Raw genomic sequence first — 16,551 nt, 5'->3', positions numbered from 1 at the left:
CCGGGTCAGCGCGTCGGCACCGGTACCTCGCCGCGATAATCGTAGAAGCCGCGGCTCGTCTTGCGGCCAAGCCAGCCGGCCTCGACGTACTTCGTCAGGAGCGGGCAGGGCCGGTACTTGGTGTCGGCCAGCCCCTCGTGCAGAACGTTCATGATCGCCAGGCAGGTGTCGAGCCCGATGAAATCCGCCAGCTCCAGCGGCCCCATTGGATGATTGGCGCCGAGCTTGAGGCTCTCGTCGATCGAGCGCACGTTGCCGACGCCCTCGTAGAGCGTGTAGACCGCCTCGTTGATCATCGGCATCAGGATGCGGTTGACGATGAAGGCCGGGAAATCCTCGGCGCTCGCCGCGGTCTTTCCGAGCTTTTCCACGACCTTCAGCATCGCCTGGTACGTCGCGTCGTCAGTGGCGATGCCGCGGATGAGTTCCACGAGCTGCATCACCGGCACCGGGTTCATGAAGTGGAAGCCCATGAACTTTTCCGGTCGGTCGGTGCGCGAGGCAAGCCGCGTGATCGAGATCGAGGAGGTGTTCGAGGTCAGGATCGTCGTGGGTTTTAGATGCGGCTGCAGGTCCTCGAAGATCGCCTGCTTGACGGTCTCGCGCTCGGTCGCGGCCTCGATAATGAGGTCGGTCTGGCCGAGGTCGGTGAGCTTCAGGGTCGTCCGGATCCGCTTCAGCGCCGCCGCCTTGTCCTCTTCGGAGATCTTGCCGCGCGACAACTGCCGGTCCAGGTTGCGGTCGATCAGCGCCACCGCCTTGTCGAGCGCGTCCTGGCTGATATCGGTCATCAGCACGTCGAAGCCTGCGAGTGCGAAGACATGGGCGATGCCGTTGCCCATCTGGCCCGCGCCGACGATTCCGACCGATGTGATTTCCATTGCCCAACCTCGCTGCGATTTGCGCAAGACCATAGGCACCGCCGGCGTCCGGGCGCAAGGCATATCCCGCCGTCACCCGGCCTTCAAAAACGCGCCTTAGGCTTTTGGTAAGGCCTGTGGCGCAAATTGAACCCGGATGAGTCGAAATCAAGGTGCGATCCGATGACCTGCGAGTTCGTGCGCGCTACGGCGCTGGATTACTTCCCCTGCCGCTATGGACAGTCGAAAGTGATGTTCCGGGGGCCACGCCGCAGGCTCGATGGCCGCTACGTCGCCGTGCTCGGCGGGACCGAGACATACGGCAAGTTCATCGAGGAGCCCTATCCCGCGCTTATGGAAAAGGCGCTCGACCTGCCGGTGGTGAATTTCGGCTGCATGAACGCCGGCCCCGACGCCTTCCTGGCAGAGCCGGTGATCCTGTCGGCCTGCGCCCGGGCACGGGTGACCGTGATCCAGCTCATGGGTGCCCAGAACATCACGAATCGGTTCTACGCCGTCCACCCCCGCCGCAACGACCGGTTCCTGCGCGCCTCTGCGCAGATGAAGTCGATCTTCCCCGATATCGACTTCACCGAGTTCAACTTCACCGGCCACATGCTCGGCACACTCAAGGAGGCGGCGCCCGACAGGTTCCGGCTCGTGGCAGAGGAGCTGAAAGCCGCCTGGACCGCGCGGATGCGGCATCTCCTGCAGAAGATCGACACGCCGACGGTGATCCTCTGGCTGCAGGCCGGGAACTCCGCTGACCCGTTAGTGCTGAATGACGCCATGATCGCGGCGATCCGGCCCTTCGCGACCGACTTCCTTCGTGTCACGCCGAGTGCCGCGGCGCGCATGAGCGGCACCGAGGGGATGCATTTCGCTCCGCTGGAGGAACCCGCCGCCGCGACGATGCCCGGTCCCCTGGTCCACCGCGAAGTCGCCGACGTACTGGGGCCGGTCCTGCGGCGGCTGCTCTGACCGGGCTTGCCGCGGGGCGTAGTCCCCGCGCCAAATAGGCCAGTTCCGGCCCGTCCTCCGCGATAACGCAGGTCTGTGCTATCCTGCGGGCCACGCGGCTTTCAAGACCGCGGCCGGAGGCCCGCCGAGCAGATCCGATCAGCAGCGGGAGGGATATCTCATGAAACGCGCAACCGACCATCCCTCGGTCCTCGACCATGTCGCGGGCGGCGGGCTCCTCAACCGGCGGCTCTTGCTTCAGGGCGCCGTCGCCGGTGGCGGCGCGGCCCTTGCCGGCGCCACGATGCCGCGAGCCGCGCGGGCGCAGGGGGCGATCCCCGAATGGGCGACCGTCGCCGGGGAGCGGGCCCGCGGCTACGGCATGCCCGCCGAGGCCGAAGCCCATGTCCAGCGCGCGATTCTCGAACCCTTCGCGGATGTCGCGCCGCAGTTCAGCCTCTCGGGCACGCCGCATCACCGGCTGCGCGGCACGATCACGCCGAACGGCCTTCATTTCGAGGTTCATCACGGTGGCCGGCCCAATATCGACCCGGAGCGCCACCGGCTGATGATCCACGGCCTTGTCGAGCGGCCCCTGCAGTTCGACCTCGGCGCGCTCGAACGTTATCCGATGGTGACGGCGACGCATTTCCTCGAATGCTCTGGCAACAGCCTCTTCAACGCGATCATGCCGGACCCGATGCAGGCGGGGTGCGACCTTCTGCATGGGCTTCTGTCGAACACCGAATGGACCGGCATCCCGATGAACGTGCTCCTCGACGAGGCCGGGGTGAAACCGGAGGGGCGCTGGCTGGTCGCGACCGGCGGCGACGGGCCGAGCCTCGCGCGCTCGATCCCCGTCGAGAAGCTGATGGAGGACGGGATGCTCGCGCTCTACCAGAACGGCGAGCGGATCCGTCCCGAGCAGGGATACCCGATGCGGCTCCTGTTGCCGGGCTTCGAGGGCAACATGAACGTCAAGTGGCTGACGAGCCTCTGGGCCACCGACGCGCCAGCCCATACCAAGCATGAATCCGGCGAATATACCGAGATCCTCGCCGATGGCTCCTCGGTGAAGTTCACCTTCGCGATGGGGGTGAAGTCGGTCATCACCCATCCCTCGGCGACGATGACGATGAGTGGTTCGGGCCTTTACGAGCTCTCCGGCATCGCCTGGTCGGGCGCGGGGCCGATCCGCAAGGTCGAGGTCTCGGCCGATGGCGGGGCGAGCTGGGCCGAGGCGGAGCTTCAGGGGCCGGTCCTGCCACGCGCCCTGACCCGGTTCCGCTTGCCCTGGGCCTGGGAGGGGGCACCTTCCCTGCTGATGAGCCGGGCGGAAGATGCGACCGGCGCCGTGCAGCCGACGCGTGAGGCGTGGAAGGCGCGCTACGATGCGTCGAATTTCCTCCACTACAACGCCATTCAGGCCTGGCAGATCACAGCGAACGGGGAGGTGCAGAATGTCTACGCGTAATCTCCTTGCTGCCGCCCTTCTCGCCGTCATGTCCGGTGCCGCCTCCGCCGAGGGGCCCGGCCTCGGCCAGCCGCTTTCGGACGAGGAGATCCCGTTCTACGCGCGCTATGTCATGCCCGACGGCCGCGGCCTGCCCGAAGGCGGCGGCACCGCCGCGACGGGCTCCGCGATCTATGCCGAGAAATGCGCCACCTGCCACGGCGCGACGGGGATCGAGGGGCCGGTCATGCCGCCGGTCGGTCCGAACGATATCTGGGCCAAGCCGGCCGGGCGCTACTGGCCCTATGCGACGACGCTGTTCGATTATATCCGCCGGGCCATGCCGCTCGACGCGCCGAAATCCTTGAGCGACGACGAGGCCTATGCGCTCGCGGCGTTCATCCTTGCCGCCAATGGCGTGATTGGCGAGGGCGACACGATGGACGCAGAGAGCCTGCCGAAGGTCGAGATGCCCAATCGCGACAACTTCCTCGACGTTTGGGCCAAGCAGGGCGCGACGCCCTGGTGACGAAAAGGCCCGCCGGAGGGCGGGCCTTTCCAACATTTGCCTGCGCGGCCGAGGGCTCAGAGCTTCTCGGTCAGTTCCGGCACGGCGGTGAAGAGGTCGGCGACGAGGCCGTAATCGGCGACCTGGAAGATCGGCGCCTCTTCGTCCTTGTTGATCGCGACGATGACTTTGGAGTCCTTCATGCCGGCGAGGTGCTGGATCGCGCCGGAGATGCCGACGGCGACATAAAGCTGCGGCGCCACGACCTTACCGGTCTGGCCGACCTGCCAGTCGTTCGGGGCGTAGCCCGAGTCGACCGCCGCGCGGGACGCGCCCACGGCCGCGCCGAGCTTGTCGGCGAGTTTCTCGATCAGCGCGAAGTCGGCCTGAGAGCCGACGCCGCGGCCGCCCGAGACGACGATGCCGGCCGAGGTCAGCTCCGGACGGTCAGACGCGGCGACCTTGTCCTCGACCCATTCCGAGAGGCCCGGATTGGCGGCCGCCGAGATGGTCTCGACCGAAGCCGAACCGCCAGCGGCGGCCGGATCGAAGGTCGAGGTGCGGATCGAGACGACTTTCTTGCCGTCCGAGGACTTCACGGTCTGGATCGCGTTGCCGGCATAGATCGGGCGCTCGAACGTGTCGGCGTCGACGACGCCGGAGACGTCCGAAATCACCATCACGTCGAGCAGCGCGGCCACGCGCGGCAGCACGTTCTTCGCGTCCGTCGTCGCCGGGGCGACGATGTGCGAGTAGTCACCGGCGAGCGAGACGATCAGCGCCGCGGTTGGCTCGGCGAGACGGTGGCCGAGCGACGGGTCCTCGGCGCAGAGCACCTTCTTCACGCCGTCGAGCTTCGCTGCCTCGGCGGCCGCATCGGCGGCCTTCGCGCCGGCGCAGAGCACGGTCACGTCGCCGAGCATCTTGGCCGCGGTCAGCGCCTTCGCGGTGGCATCGACCGAGAGCTGGCCGTCGGTCACTTCGCCCAGAAGAAGAACAGCCATCAGAGCACCCCCGCTTCGTCTTTGAGTTTCGCGATCAGCTCGTCGACCGAGCCCACCTTCACGCCCGCCTTGCGGCCGGCCGGTTCCGCCGTCTTGACGACGGTGAGGCGCGGCGAGACGTCGACGCCGTAATCGGCGGCGGTCTTTTCCTCGAGCGGCTTCTTCTTCGCCTTCATGATGTTCGGCAGCGAGGCGTAGCGCGGCTCGTTGAGGCGCAGGTCGACGGTCACGATGGCGGGCATCTTGACCTTGATCGTCTGCAGGCCGCCATCGACCTCGCGGGTGACGACGGCATTGCCGCCCTCGAGCTTGAGCTCGGAAGCGAAGGCCGCCTGGCTCCAGCCGAGGAGCGCCGACAGCATCTGGCCGGTGGCGTTCATGTCGTTGTCGATCGCCTGCTTGCCGCAGATCACCAGACCCGGGCCTTCGGCTTCGACGACGGCCTTGAGGAGCTTCGCGACCGCGAGCGGCTCGATGTCGGTGTGGACGTCGTCGGCCGCCTCGATCAGGATCGCGCGGTCTGCACCCATGGCGAGCGCGGTGCGCAGCGTTTCCTGCGCCTGCTTCACTCCGATCGAGACCACGACGATCTCTTCGGCCTCACCGCGTTCCTTGATGCGGATCGCCTCTTCCACGGCGATCTCGTCGAACGGGTTCATCGACATCTTGACGTTGGCGAGATCGACACCCGATCCGTCCGCTTTCACGCGAACCTTCACGTTGTAATCGATCACCCGCTTCACAGGCACGAGCACCTTCATGGCCAGCAATCTCCCTTAACCGGACACCGCCCCCGTCGGGAGCGGCAAGACAAGCTCTCGGAGGACCCCTTAGCGATTCTGCGACAAGGAAAACAGTGCAAAATCGACACGAACGGTCGCGGGGACGCCACGATATACCTTGGCGCGGCGAAATGTCGTAGTCTCGGGGCAGCAAGCGGAGGGTCTGCACGATGGAAAAGGTTCTGGGCTTCGGCGGCTTCTTCTTTCGGGCCGAGGATCCGGCGGCGCTCGCGGCGTGGTACGAGACCTACCTCGGGATCGCCCCCGCGCCGACGGACATGGAGGCGCCGCCTTGGCGAAGCTCCGAGGGTGTCGTCGTTTTCGCACCCTTCCCGAAAGACACGGACTATTTCCCGCCCGACCGTGCATTCATGCTGAATTTCCGCGTCGCCGACCTCGCCACGATGCTGGTGCAGCTCCGCCAGGCGGGAATCGCCGTCAGCAACGAGATGACGATGGATGGAATCGGCAGGTTCGCCCGCATCCACGACCCCGAGGACAATCCGATCGAGTTGTGGGAGCCGGCCTGACGGCTACCGGTTCGCGCCCGCCCTCCGGGCCGGGGCTCAGCCTTTCCGGGCGCCGGTGCCGCCACTGGCGGCCCCGCCGTCCGCATCGCTACCGGTTCGCGCCCGGAACCCAGAGCACGTCGGCGCGGCCGTCGTCATTGGCGATACGCGCGGCAACGAAGAACCAGTCCGAAAGGCGGTTGAGGTATTTCACCGCCGCCGGGTTCACCGATTCCGCGCCCGCCAGTTCCACCGCCATCCGCTCGGCCCGGCGCGACACCGTGCGCGCAAGGTGCAGATGCGCGGCAAGGGCCGAGCCGCCGGGCAGGATGAAGCTCCTGAGCGGCGAGAGCTTCGCGTTCATCGCGTCGATCTCGGATTCGAGCCGGGCGACCTGCGCGTCGACCATGCGCAGCACCGGATAGCCCGCCTCGCCGTCCTTCTCCATCTCGGGCCGGCAGAGATCGGCGCCGAGGTCGAAGAGGTCGTTCTGGATCCGGGCAAGTGCCGCGTCCATTTCGCCCGTCGCGTGCAGCCGCGCGAGGCCGAGGACCGAGTTCACCTCGTCCACGGTGCCGTAGGCGGTCACGCGGGCCGAATGCTTGGCGACCCGGCTGCCGTCACCGAGGGCGGTTTCGCCCTTGTCGCCGGTCCTGGTGTAGATCTTGTTGAGAACGACCATCAAAGACCTCCCCGTCCGCCGAAGATGACAAAGGCGAGGATCAGCGCGACTGCGATCGCCTGGGCGATGATCCGGTAGCGCATGATCCGGTTGGCGTGCTTGCGGTTGAACTCGCCGCCCTTCGCGAAGCCGCCGATCCCGATCATCAGGATGACGAGCACGGCGAGGCAGGCGAATGCCGCGATGAGAAAGAGCGGGTCCTTGGTCATGCTGCCTCCCTGGGTCGAAAGTGTTCTAGCGCGGGCGCGCGGCGCACGCCAGCGCCGCGCAGGCTGGCCGCGCGCATCTTCTCGTGATCAGCCGCGGCCGATAAGCCAGTGCAGCGCGCGCGTCGGCAGGAGCCGGCGCGCCGCGTTCATCAGGTAGGTCGGTGTCGTCACGAAATAGCGCGGCGCGGGATTGCGCGCCTCGACCGCCTGCCGGAGCTTCGCCGTCACCGCCGCGGCCGGAAGCTCGAACCTGTCGGAGCCGCGGCCCTCGTAGAGCCGTTTGAGCAACGTCGTCCGGTACTGTTCGGCCCTGGGCGAGTGCTCCCAGTCGATCCAGCGTTCGAAATGCGGGATCGAGTTGACGCGGATCCGGCTGGTGATCGGACCGGGCTGGATCAGGATCACCTTGATCGGCGTATCGGCCATCTCGATCCGGAAGGTCTCGGTCAGGCCTTCCATCGCGAACTTGGTCGCGACATAGGCGCCGCGCCAGCGCATCGGAACGAGGCCGAGCACCGAGGAGCAGTTGACGATCCGCCCGTGGCCCTGCTTGCGCATCACCGGCACGATGCGCCGGGTCAGCTCGTGATAGCCGAAGAGGTTGGTCTCGAAAATCTCGCGCAGGGCGCCCGTGGGCAGGTCCTCGACCGCGCCGGGGCAGCCGTAGGCGCCGTTGTTGAAGACCGCGTCGAGCGTGCCGCCGGTGCGCTCCAGAACCTCGTCCACCGCCGCGCCGATGCTCGCCTCGTCGGTGTAGTCGAGCCGGAAGCTTTCCAGCCCCTCGGCGCGGAGCCGCTCGCAATCCGCCTCCTTGCGGCAGGTCGCGAATACTCGCCAGCCCGCGCGCTTCATCCCGTGCGCCGCGTCGTAGCCGATCCCGGAGGAACAGCCGGTGATGAGAATGCTTCTGGTCATGCCTGTCCCCTGCCGCCGCCTCTGGCTAGGCGGTTTCGGCGGCGCTGGCAATTCGCGATCGTCGGAGATCAGTTCGCGGCGATCTCGACCGGCTCCATGTAACGGCGCGAGACGAAGCCGGTGCGCCCGCCGATGCCGAGCCGGACTTCGAGCCAGGCGCCGTCCGTGGGGCCGTGCACCCAGACCGTGTCGCCGCCCGCGAGCGCCCCGAACACGGGATGGCGGGCCGACGGGCCCGCGCGGATGTTGAGCCGCCGCGCGGTAACGCGCCAGAGTGTCGGCAGATCGACCGGACTCGCCTCGAGCGTGGCGGCGCTCGGCCCGGGCGCGGCAGGCAGCGTCGCGGAGGTGTCCGTAACCGTGATCTGCTCGACAGGCTCCGGGCGCGAGTCGGCTGGCGCGGGCTCGGGCGCGCCGGTTTCGACCGCGACCGGCACGACCAGATTGGCCGGGGCCGGGGCGTCGGGAACGGGTGTTTCGTCAAGGTCCGCCGGTGTAGTAACCCGCACCGCGTCCATTCTCTGGCCGCCAATTAGCATCGTCAAATACATGGCGGCGCAGAGGCATAGGCTCCAACGGAGCATGTGCCTTCCCCCCGCAAATCAATGACAATCAGTCTACACCGGAACGGGTGAAAAGTGGACGCGATTCGCGCGTCGCGGGCTTGCTTCGGGGAAATTCCGGCTGGACCGGATGGCGCCCGCGATTTACACCACATACATGAGTGACGATACCGACGACCGCAACATCCTGCCCGCAACCCTGTCCGAACCGCTCAGCCGTGCGATCGGCGAGCGTTACCTGACCTATGCGCTCTCGACGATCATGCACCGGGCGCTGCCGGATGCGCGCGACGGGCTGAAGCCGGTCCACCGCCGCATCCTCTACGCGATGCGGGAGCTGAAGCTCTCCTCGACCGGCGGGTTCCGCAAGTCGGCGAAGATCTCGGGCGACGTGATGGGGAATTATCACCCGCACGGCGATGCCGCGATCTACGACGCGATGGCGCGGCTCGCGCAGGATTTCAACGTCCGTTATCCTCTTGTCGACGGGCAGGGCAACTTCGGCAACATCGACGGCGACAACCCGGCGGCCTCGCGCTACACCGAGGCGCGGCTGACCGCGGCGGCCGAGGCGCTGATGGAGGGCCTTGCCGAGAACGCGGTCGACTTCCGCCCGAACTACGACGGCACGCTGGAAGAGCCGGTGGTGCTGCCCTCGGCCTTCCCGAACCTTCTGGCGAACGGCGCCTCGGGCATCGCGGTCGGCATGGCGACGAACATCCCGCCGCACAACCTCCATGAGCTGATCGAGGCCTGCCTGCACCTGATCAAGACGCCGGAGGCGCGCGACGAGACGCTGGTGAACATGATCCCCGGCCCGGATTTCCCGACCGGCGGCGTGATCGTCGAGCCGCGCGAGTCGATCCTCGACGCCTACCGGACGGGTCGCGGCTCGTTCCGGCTCCGCGCGCGCTGGGAGATCGAGGACCAGGGCCGCGGCACCTGGCAGATCGTCGTGACCGAGATTCCCTACCAGGTGCAGAAGTCGAAGCTGATCGAGCGCCTGGCCGAGCTGATCCAGACCAAGAAGGTGCCGCTCCTGGCGGACGTGCGCGACGAGAGCGCCGACGACATCCGCATCGTGCTGGAGCCGCGTTCGAAGAACGTCGATCCCGAGATGCTGATGGGGATGTTGTTCCGCAACTCCGACCTCGAGACTCGGTTCTCGCTCAACATGAACGTGCTGATCGACGGCCGCACGCCGAAGGTCTGCTCGCTGAAGGAGGTGCTGCGCGCCTTCCTCGACCACAGGCGCGACGTGCTCATCCGCCGCTCGCGGCACCGGATGGACAAGATCGACCACCGGCTGGAAGTCCTCGAGGGCTTCATCACCGCCTTCCTGAACCTCGACCGCGTCATCGACATCATCCGATATGATGCCGATCCCAAGGCCGCGCTGATGGCCGAGGACTGGAGCCTGAAGCGGGGCCGTGCCGCGACCGAGCAGGACTACGTCTCGCCGCTCACGCTGCCGCATGCCGCGGACGGTCTCAGCGAGGTGCAGGTCGAGGCAATTCTCAACATGCGCCTCAGGAGCCTGCGCAAGCTCGAGGAGATGGAGCTTCTCAAGGAGCGCGACGCGCTGATGCTCGAACGCGCCGGGCTCGAGGATCTTCTGGCCTCCGAGGCGCTGCAATGGGCGCGGATCGCCGAGGAGCTGCGCGAGACCCGCAAGGCCTTCGGCCAGGGCGCGCCGGGCGGCGCGAGGCGCACCACCTTCGCCGATGCTGCGGAAGTCGAGGAGGTGCCGCTCGAGGCTATGATCGAGCGCGAGCCGATCACGGTCATCTGCTCGAAGATGGGCTGGATCCGGGCGATGAAGGGGCATCAGCCCTTGGATGCCGAGGTCAAGTTCAAGGATGGCGACGAGGGCCGCTTCGTTTTCCACGCCGAGACCACCGACAAGATCCTGCTCGTCGCCGCCAATGGCCGCTTCTACACGCTTCTCGGCGCCAACCTGCCCGGCGGGCGCGGCATGGGCGAACCCGTTCGCCTCATGGTCGACCTGCCGAACGAGGCCGAGATCGTCGATCTCCTGATCCACCGGCCGGGCGAGAAGCTGATCGTCGCCTCGACGGCTGGTGAAGGCTTCACCGTGCCGGCCGACGAGGTCGTGGCGCAGACCCGGGCGGGCAAGCAGGTGATGAACCTTTCCGAGGGCAACCGGATGGCGGTCTGCAAGCGGGTCGCGGGCGATCATGTCGCCGTGGTCTCGAAGAACCGCAAGCTGCTGGTCTTCCCGCTCGACGAGCTGCCGGAGATGACCCGCGGCAAGGGTGTGCGGCTCCAGAAGTACAACATGGCGCGCGGCCGACAGGGAGTGCTGGAGCTTGACGGCGGGCTTTCCGACGTCACCACCTTCACGCTGGCCGAGGGGCTGACCTGGTCGACGCCGAACGGCCAGACCCGGCGCGAGATGGGAATTTCCGAGTGGATCGGCCGCCGCGCCGGGGTCGGCAAGACCCCGCCGCACGGCTTTCCGCGCGACAACCGGTTTACCTGACCCGTAACCAGAAGGACCATTTGATGAGTTTCAACGACCGATTGACGGCAAGTTATTCGGGCGGCCGGGGACCCTTGTTCGGCCTCGCCTTCAGGACCGCCCTCCTGACCCTTCTCACCCTCGGCATCTACCGGTTCTGGGCCAAGACGCGGATCCGCAAATACATCTGGTCCTCGATCCGGCTCGGGGGCGACACGCTGGAATATACCGGCACCGGGCTTGAGAAGTTCCTCGGCTTCCTCGTCGCGGTGGTGGTGCTCGCGGTCTATCTCGGCCTCGTGCAGCTCGTCCTTTTCTATTTCGGCCTGCATTTCGTGATGGAGCCGCAGACCGAGGCCGAGATCCTCATGCAGATGTCGGTCTTCTACCTCTCGTTCTTCGCGCTGGTGCCGCTGATGCTCTTCGCGCGCTACCGGGCGCGGCGCTACATGCTGGCGCGGACCCGGTTCCGGGGCATCCGCTTCGGCATGGACAAGGCCGCCTGGGGCTATGTCTGGCGCGCGATCGGGCACGGGATCCTGACGGTCCTGAGCCTCGGCCTGCTGCTGCCGCGCCAGACCTTCTGGCTCGAGAAATACAAGACCGACCGCAGCCATTACGGCGACACGCGCTTTTCGCAGGGCGGCAGGTGGACGGCGCTCTATCCGGCGATGAGGGGCTATTTCCTTGGGTTTGCTCTTCTCGTCGCGAGCATCGTTTACATAGCCATGTCGAGGCTGGGTTCAGCCGATCGGATCGCTGTCGCCCAGTTTTTGCCTCTCGGACTCTTGGCCGTGTTTGGGTTTGGCTTTGTCTACTACCGGGTTCACAGCTTCCGCTACCTGACGGCACAGAAGACGCTCGCCGGCGCGGTCGGCTTTCTCGCCCTGCCGCGCACCGGACGGGTTCTCGGCATCTACATCGTCGGCGCGCTGGTCGTCGGCCTCATCGTTTCCGTCATCTTCGGCGTCATCGGCGGCGTTTTCGCTGTGAGCGTGGCTGCGGCGGAGAACGGTGCAACGCTCGGAGCGGGTTCCATCGTCATCATTGCCGCGCTCTATCTCGTGGCGCTGGCGATGCTCGGCGCGCTGGCGCTGGTCTTCATCATCCAGCCCGTCATCGCCCATTTCACCGAGACGATGACCGTCCTCAACCCCGCCGCGCTCGACGCCGTGCGTCAGCGCGCCCATGACGCGGGCGCCGATGCCGAGGGCTTTGCCGACGCGCTTGACCTCGGTGCGGCGGTGTGACGGGACCCGAGGGGCCGGTCGAGGCCGCCTTCTTCGACGGGATGACCGCGAGGCGCTGGGCCGCGCGGATCGCCCCGGCGCGGGACGGGCTCTCGCTCGTCATCCTGCGTGAGGGCGCCGCACCCCTTAGCTGGCGGTTCGACCGGCTCCGCGCGCTCGCCGACCAGTCCGACGCAACGCGGCTGACGCTGACGGTGCTGGCCGAGACCGAGGACGAGGCGCCGCGCGATCCCGCGCGGCTCGTCGTCACCGATCCGGCCGCCGTCGCCTGGCTCCTGCGCACGCGGCCGGGGCTGATGCGCCGCGACCTGCGCGCGGGCACCTTCCGCAAGGTGGCACTCTGGCTCGGCGGCGCGGTGGCGGCGGTCGTGATGATGCTCTACGTCATCCTGCCGGGGCTCGCCGACTACCTCGCCGAGCGCCTGCCGCGCGAGACCGAGGTCGCCTTCGGCCGCTCGGTGATGCGCCAGGTCGAATGGATCGTGAGCGACGAGTCCGGCGCCGACCTTGCCTGCACCGATGCCGAGGGGCTGGCCGCGCTTGATGCGATGAAGGCGCGGCTCGTCGGCGAGCGAGACCTTGGCTACGAGATCGAACTCAGGGTCTTCGACCACGAGATGGTCAATGCCTTCGCCGCGCCGGGCGGCCAGGTCGTGATCTTCCGCGGGCTGATCGACGAGGCCGAAAGCGCCGAGGAGGTCGCCGCGGTCCTCGGCCACGAGATCGGCCATGTCGTGGCGCGCGACCCGATCCGGCTCACGCTCCGGGCGGCAGGCTCGGCGGGGATCCTGTCGCTGATCCTCGGCGACGTCACCGGCGGCACGGTGATCGCGGCAGCGGGCGAGCATGTGCTGCAGACCTCCTACACCCGCGAGGCGGAGACGGCGGCGGATGCCTTTGCCTACAGGCTCTTGAACGAGGCCGGTATCAGCAGCGAGCCGATGGCGGGCTTCTTCGACCGGATCGCGAAGATGACGGATCTCCTGCCGGAGTACCTGTCGTCCCACCCCCTGAGTGCCGGCCGCGCCGAGGCCGCGCGGGTGAATGCCGCCGCCCAGACGGCGACGGCGCCGGTTCTCAACGCCGCCGAGTGGCAGGCGCTGCGCGGTATCTGCAAGGACTGAAGGGGCGGCGGAGCCCCCCTTCGGTCGCAATGAGCATCGCTTACTTGAGCCTGTAGGCGGCAAGCTCGATCTTCGCCGCCGCGGCGAGTACCATGCCGGCATCGCCGAGGCTCTGGCCCTTGGGCGAGACGCCGAGCAGGGCCGCTGCGATCTCGTCGAGCGCGGCAAGTGCCTTCTTGCCGAACGCCTTCTCACTGTCGTCGGATTCGGCCGCCATGTGGTCGGCCATCGCGCGGCCGACCTGAGCGAAGCCCCAGGCATCCTGGTATTCGTGCAGCTCCGTCACCGCGCCACCGGCGACGCCTTCATGGTATTGCTCGGCCGCCGTCCGGACGAGCGTCAGGAGCGCCTGCGCCTCGCCCGCGGTGCCGGCATGGGCCGCGCCGCGCGCCTCCTCGACCTTCGTCATCACCGCGGCAAAAGCGGCTTCGACGTCGTCCGCTTCCGCGCCGCCCTCAACCGCCGTGGCGAGCGCGGTCAGCTCGTCGGCGAAGCCCGCGATCCCGGCATCTTCGAGATGTGCGGCGAGATCGGCATAGATCTCGTCCTGAGGATGCTACATGTGGCGCGCGGCCTGATCGGCGAATCCGGCCTGATAGAGCGCGACATCGGCGCGCAGATGGCCCTCGACGAGGCCGAGATCGGTGAGGATTTCCACCGCCATGCCAGTCTCGTCGGCGTGGCCGGACTCACCGCCCTGGCTCTGGGCGAGCCAGAGCTTCTCCGGCCCCGTGGTGTCGACGCCCTGCGTGCCAGCCGCTTGCGCGGCGCCTGCCGTCAGTGCCGGCCATTTGCGGGGCGCGACGCGGCGCGGGGAATGGGAAGAATCGACCATGTTCGTCTCCAGTTGCTCCGTCATTCGCGCCGGGATTGGCGGCCTTGGCGCGGCTCGGCCAAGAGTATTCCGACTGTTGTTGTCGGAATAGTTCTCCGAATCTTTGGAGCAGCCGGTTCAGGCTTCCTCGACGTTCAACCAAACCCCGCCATCTGGCCGCAGCGTCAGGATCAGAACCGGTTTCGGGTCGCGCCCCGGAACCGGAGCAAAGCGGAACCGGGCAAGGAGCGTTGCCAGAATGATCACCGCCTCCTGCAGCGCGAACGAGGCGCCGATGCAGATCCGCGGCCCGCCGCCGAAGGGCAGATACGCGAAGCGGTCGATCGCCTTCGGATCGGCGAAGCGGTCGGGGTCGAAGCGGTGCGGATCGGGCCAGAGCGCGTGGTTGCGGTGGAGAGCGTAGATCGGCAGCATCACCGTGTCGCCGGGCCGGATCTCGCGGCCGCAAAGCGTGTCATGGGCGCGCGCGGTGCGCGACAGGAAGGCCGCCGGCGGATAGAGCCTGAGTGCCTCGTCGACGATCTGGCGGCAGTAGGGCAGAGCGGCGAGGTCCGCCACCGTTGCGGCGCGATTGCCGAGCGCGGCTTTCGCCTCGGCCCGCGCGCGGTCCTGCACGGCCAGGTCGAAGGCACAGAGATAGAGCGCCCAGGCGAGCGTCAGCGCCGTCGTCTCGTGGCCGGCGACGATGAAGGTGAGAAGGTTGTCGCGCAGCTCCGCCGTGTTCATCTTGCGGCCGGTCTCGGGATCGGCGCCGTCGAGGAGAAGGTCGAGAAGATCGGGCACATCATGCGCGCCTTCCGCGCGCCGCTTGTCGATCACACGGTCGGCCATCGCCTTCATCTCACGCATCGCCGGGGCGGAGAAGAGCCGCGAGGGCCGCGGCACCCACATCGGCGCGCCGATCACGTCGAGGAGCGTGATCCGTGCCGCCGAGGCGATATAGGCGTCGAAGGCGGCATGGATCGCGTTGCGGTCGAAGGCCCGGCCGCCCGAGAGCGTGACATCGGTGATGACCTCGAAGGTCGCCGCGATCGTCTCGGTGAAGAGGTTGGCCGCGCGCCCCGCCTGCGCCGCGACTCGCGCCGCCGAGCGTTCGGCGGCAGCGGTCATCACCGGGGCCAGCGCCTGGACATGCCGTGCCGAGAAGGCCGGCGCGGCGGCGCGGCGCTGCCAGAGCCAGTGCGCGCCCTCGGCGATGAACAGGCTCTCGCCGATCGCCGGGCCGAGGATCAGCTTGGTCACGTCGGATTTCGGGTAATCCTCCACCGCGTCCTTGAGGATCCGCCGGTTGGCGCCGGGATCCATCACCATGTGCCAGCGCTTGACCGTGCGGCCCGAGACCATCGGCTGCCGGGTCGCGATCTCGGGGATCAGTTCGAGGAGGTTGCGCTGGCCGGTCTTCATGCTCGCCCAGACCCCGAGCGGCCGCGTCGCGAGCGGCACCTGCACCGGTATCCCTTCGGTCTGCGCCACCTGATCCATCGCGCTCCTCCCGTTGCCAATATAGACCACACCGGCGCCGCGCCAAGCGCGGCGGATTGCCCGCGCGGGCCGGCTCGGATAAGGCAGGAGCAGATGCCAGAGGAGAATACCCCGCCCATGCGCCGTTTCTTTGCCGCCCTTTCGGTCCTCCTCCTCACCGCCTGCGCGGCCGAGGATCTGAGCCGGCCGCCGGAACCGCTCGGCGATTTCGCGGTCGGGTATACGATCGTCGTGGCCAAGAACGCCCAGTCCGTGGGGCCGTCGCGCCAGGCCACGGCCAGGGAATGGGAACATGTGCTGAAGACGGCGCTCGACAAGCATTTCGGCCGCTACGACGGCGACAAGCTCTACCATATCGGCGTCACGGTCGACGCCTATGCGCTGGCGATTCCGGGCGTGCCGGTGGTGCTCAACCCGAAATCGGTGCTCGCGATCAACGTCAACGTCTGGGACGACACCGCCGGTCGCAAGATCAACGCCGAGCCGGAGCAGCTGACCGTGTTCCAGAGCCTCTCGGGCGAGACCGTGATCGGCTCCGGCCTGACCCAGAACCGGAAGGAGCAGATGGAGGATCTCGCGGCCAACGCGGCCGACGACATCAATGACTGGCTCCTGCGGAACAAGGCCTGGTTCACGCCCGAGGCGGTGGCCGCACGCGCCGCGCTCGCCGCAGCCGAGGGCACCGCGCCGAAGCCCCCCGCGACGACCAACTGACGCTTGATTTTTCCAACTCCAGCCGATACGCAGCCGGCGATGTTGACACGGGGTCCCGACCGGGCCCCCCCAGATCATGAGGCGCCCGCGATATGGCAAAGGCAAAATTCGAACGGACGAAACCGCACGTGAACATCGGGACCATCGGTCACGTTGACCACGGCAAGACGACGCTGACGGCGGCGATCACGAAGTATTTCGGCGACTTCAAGGCCTATG

The 16,551-nt window shown here is 67.5% G+C and carries 19 protein-coding genes; 9 read left to right on the top strand and 10 right to left on the bottom strand.

Annotated features, from left to right (window positions below; genetic code table 11):
- Positions 1-5: 5 nt before the first annotated feature.
- Positions 6-881 (bottom strand): 3-hydroxybutyryl-CoA dehydrogenase, encoded by an 876-nt coding sequence (locus OEZ60_RS10625; RefSeq protein ID WP_263335815.1) that lies wholly within the window; start codon positions 879-881, stop codon positions 6-8.
- A gap of 162 nt (positions 882-1,043) precedes the next feature.
- Between OEZ60_RS10625 and OEZ60_RS10620 the strand changes: the two genes are divergently transcribed.
- The 3 genes from OEZ60_RS10620 to OEZ60_RS10610 all read left to right on the top strand — a co-directional run bounded on the left by OEZ60_RS10620 (position 1,044) and on the right by OEZ60_RS10610 (position 3,802).
- Positions 1,044-1,841: a DUF6473 family protein gene (locus OEZ60_RS10620; protein ID WP_263335813.1), complete on the top strand. Its 798-nt coding sequence runs from the start codon at positions 1,044-1,046 to the stop codon at positions 1,839-1,841.
- Positions 1,842-2,001: 160 nt separating this feature from the next.
- Entirely contained in the window at positions 2,002-3,294 is a 1,293-nt protein-coding gene (gene soxC / locus OEZ60_RS10615; protein ID WP_263335811.1) for a sulfite dehydrogenase, read from the top strand.
- Entirely contained in the window at positions 3,281-3,802 is a 522-nt protein-coding gene (locus OEZ60_RS10610; RefSeq protein WP_263335809.1) for a c-type cytochrome, read from the top strand. The genes soxC and OEZ60_RS10610 overlap by 14 nt, the downstream gene beginning before the upstream one ends.
- A 56-nt stretch (positions 3,803-3,858) precedes the next feature.
- On the opposite strand, the gene OEZ60_RS10605 is transcribed toward OEZ60_RS10610, so the two are convergent.
- Together OEZ60_RS10605 and OEZ60_RS10600 are read right to left on the bottom strand one after the other, a co-directional pair.
- Positions 3,859-4,785: an electron transfer flavoprotein subunit alpha/FixB family protein gene (locus tag OEZ60_RS10605; protein WP_263335806.1), complete on the bottom strand. Its 927-nt coding sequence runs from the start codon at positions 4,783-4,785 to the stop codon at positions 3,859-3,861.
- Positions 4,785-5,546 carry an electron transfer flavoprotein subunit beta/FixA family protein gene (locus tag OEZ60_RS10600; RefSeq protein ID WP_263335805.1) on the bottom strand — a complete coding sequence of 254 codons (762 nt, stop codon included), beginning with the start codon at positions 5,544-5,546 and terminating at the stop codon, positions 4,785-4,787. Before OEZ60_RS10600 ends, OEZ60_RS10605 begins: the two co-directional genes overlap by 1 nt.
- Before the next feature lie 191 nt (positions 5,547-5,737).
- Here OEZ60_RS10600 and OEZ60_RS10595 point away from each other — a divergent pair, with 191 nt between their 5' ends.
- The gene (locus tag OEZ60_RS10595) at positions 5,738-6,097 is read left to right on the top strand and encodes a VOC family protein (protein WP_263335803.1); all 360 of its coding nucleotides are present in this window, start codon (positions 5,738-5,740) and stop codon (positions 6,095-6,097) included.
- Positions 6,098-6,185: 88 nt separating this feature from the next.
- Here OEZ60_RS10595 and OEZ60_RS10590 read toward each other — a convergent pair whose 3' ends face one another.
- From OEZ60_RS10590 to OEZ60_RS10575, 4 genes are all read right to left on the bottom strand, one after another.
- Positions 6,186-6,758, bottom strand: coding sequence for a cob(I)yrinic acid a,c-diamide adenosyltransferase (locus tag OEZ60_RS10590; protein WP_263335800.1), 573 nt, complete (start codon positions 6,756-6,758; stop codon positions 6,186-6,188).
- Complete coding sequence (locus OEZ60_RS10585; RefSeq protein ID WP_263335797.1) at positions 6,758-6,967, bottom strand: twin transmembrane helix small protein; 210 nt, start codon at positions 6,965-6,967, stop codon at positions 6,758-6,760. Before OEZ60_RS10585 ends, OEZ60_RS10590 begins: the two co-directional genes overlap by 1 nt.
- 87 nt (positions 6,968-7,054) lie before the next feature.
- A complete protein-coding gene (locus OEZ60_RS10580; protein WP_263335794.1) occupies positions 7,055-7,882 on the bottom strand; it encodes an SDR family NAD(P)-dependent oxidoreductase in 828 nt (275 codons plus the stop codon).
- A 68-nt stretch (positions 7,883-7,950) separates the two neighbouring features.
- Positions 7,951-8,433: an SH3 domain-containing protein gene (locus tag OEZ60_RS10575; protein WP_263335792.1), complete on the bottom strand. Its 483-nt coding sequence runs from the start codon at positions 8,431-8,433 to the stop codon at positions 7,951-7,953.
- Between the two features lie 169 nt (positions 8,434-8,602).
- On the opposite strand from OEZ60_RS10575, the gene OEZ60_RS10570 reads away from it, so the two are divergent.
- The 3 genes from OEZ60_RS10570 to OEZ60_RS10560 are packed head-to-tail and all read left to right on the top strand — an operon-like array spanning position 8,603 to position 13,301.
- Positions 8,603-10,948 carry a DNA topoisomerase IV subunit A gene (locus OEZ60_RS10570; RefSeq protein WP_263335789.1) on the top strand — a complete coding sequence of 782 codons (2,346 nt, stop codon included), beginning with the start codon at positions 8,603-8,605 and terminating at the stop codon, positions 10,946-10,948.
- Positions 10,949-10,971: 23 nt separating this feature from the next.
- Positions 10,972-12,177, top strand: a complete 1,206-nt coding sequence (locus tag OEZ60_RS10565) for a YjgN family protein (RefSeq protein WP_263335787.1) — start codon at positions 10,972-10,974, stop codon at positions 12,175-12,177.
- Complete coding sequence (locus tag OEZ60_RS10560; protein WP_263335785.1) at positions 12,174-13,301, top strand: M48 family metallopeptidase; 1,128 nt, start codon at positions 12,174-12,176, stop codon at positions 13,299-13,301. Before OEZ60_RS10565 ends, OEZ60_RS10560 begins: the two co-directional genes overlap by 4 nt.
- A gap of 40 nt (positions 13,302-13,341) precedes the next feature.
- Here OEZ60_RS10560 and OEZ60_RS10555 read toward each other — a convergent pair whose 3' ends face one another.
- From OEZ60_RS10555 to OEZ60_RS10545, 3 genes are all read right to left on the bottom strand, one after another.
- The gene (locus OEZ60_RS10555; RefSeq protein ID WP_263335782.1) at positions 13,342-13,710 is read right to left on the bottom strand and encodes a hypothetical protein; all 369 of its coding nucleotides are present in this window, start codon (positions 13,708-13,710) and stop codon (positions 13,342-13,344) included.
- 147 nt (positions 13,711-13,857) lie between these two features.
- Complete coding sequence (locus OEZ60_RS10550; protein WP_263335780.1) at positions 13,858-14,160, bottom strand: hypothetical protein; 303 nt, start codon at positions 14,158-14,160, stop codon at positions 13,858-13,860.
- A gap of 93 nt (positions 14,161-14,253) precedes the next feature.
- Positions 14,254-15,618, bottom strand: coding sequence for a cytochrome P450 (locus tag OEZ60_RS10545; protein WP_263335777.1), 1,365 nt, complete (start codon positions 15,616-15,618; stop codon positions 14,254-14,256).
- A 117-nt stretch (positions 15,619-15,735) separates the two neighbouring features.
- Here OEZ60_RS10545 and OEZ60_RS10540 point away from each other — a divergent pair, with 117 nt between their 5' ends.
- Positions 15,736-16,332, top strand: a complete 597-nt coding sequence (locus OEZ60_RS10540; RefSeq protein WP_263335775.1) for a hypothetical protein — start codon at positions 15,736-15,738, stop codon at positions 16,330-16,332.
- A 92-nt stretch (positions 16,333-16,424) separates the two neighbouring features.
- A partial coding sequence (locus OEZ60_RS10535) for a GTP-binding protein (protein ID WP_232825566.1) occupies positions 16,425-16,551 on the top strand: 127 nt, incomplete at its 3' end.

Origin of the sequence: Albidovulum salinarum (assembly GCF_025673475.1) — a bacterium.
Lineage (GTDB): Bacteria > Pseudomonadota > Alphaproteobacteria > Rhodobacterales > Rhodobacteraceae > Albidovulum > Albidovulum salinarum.
This window is presented reverse-complemented; position numbering and strand designations above follow the sequence as displayed.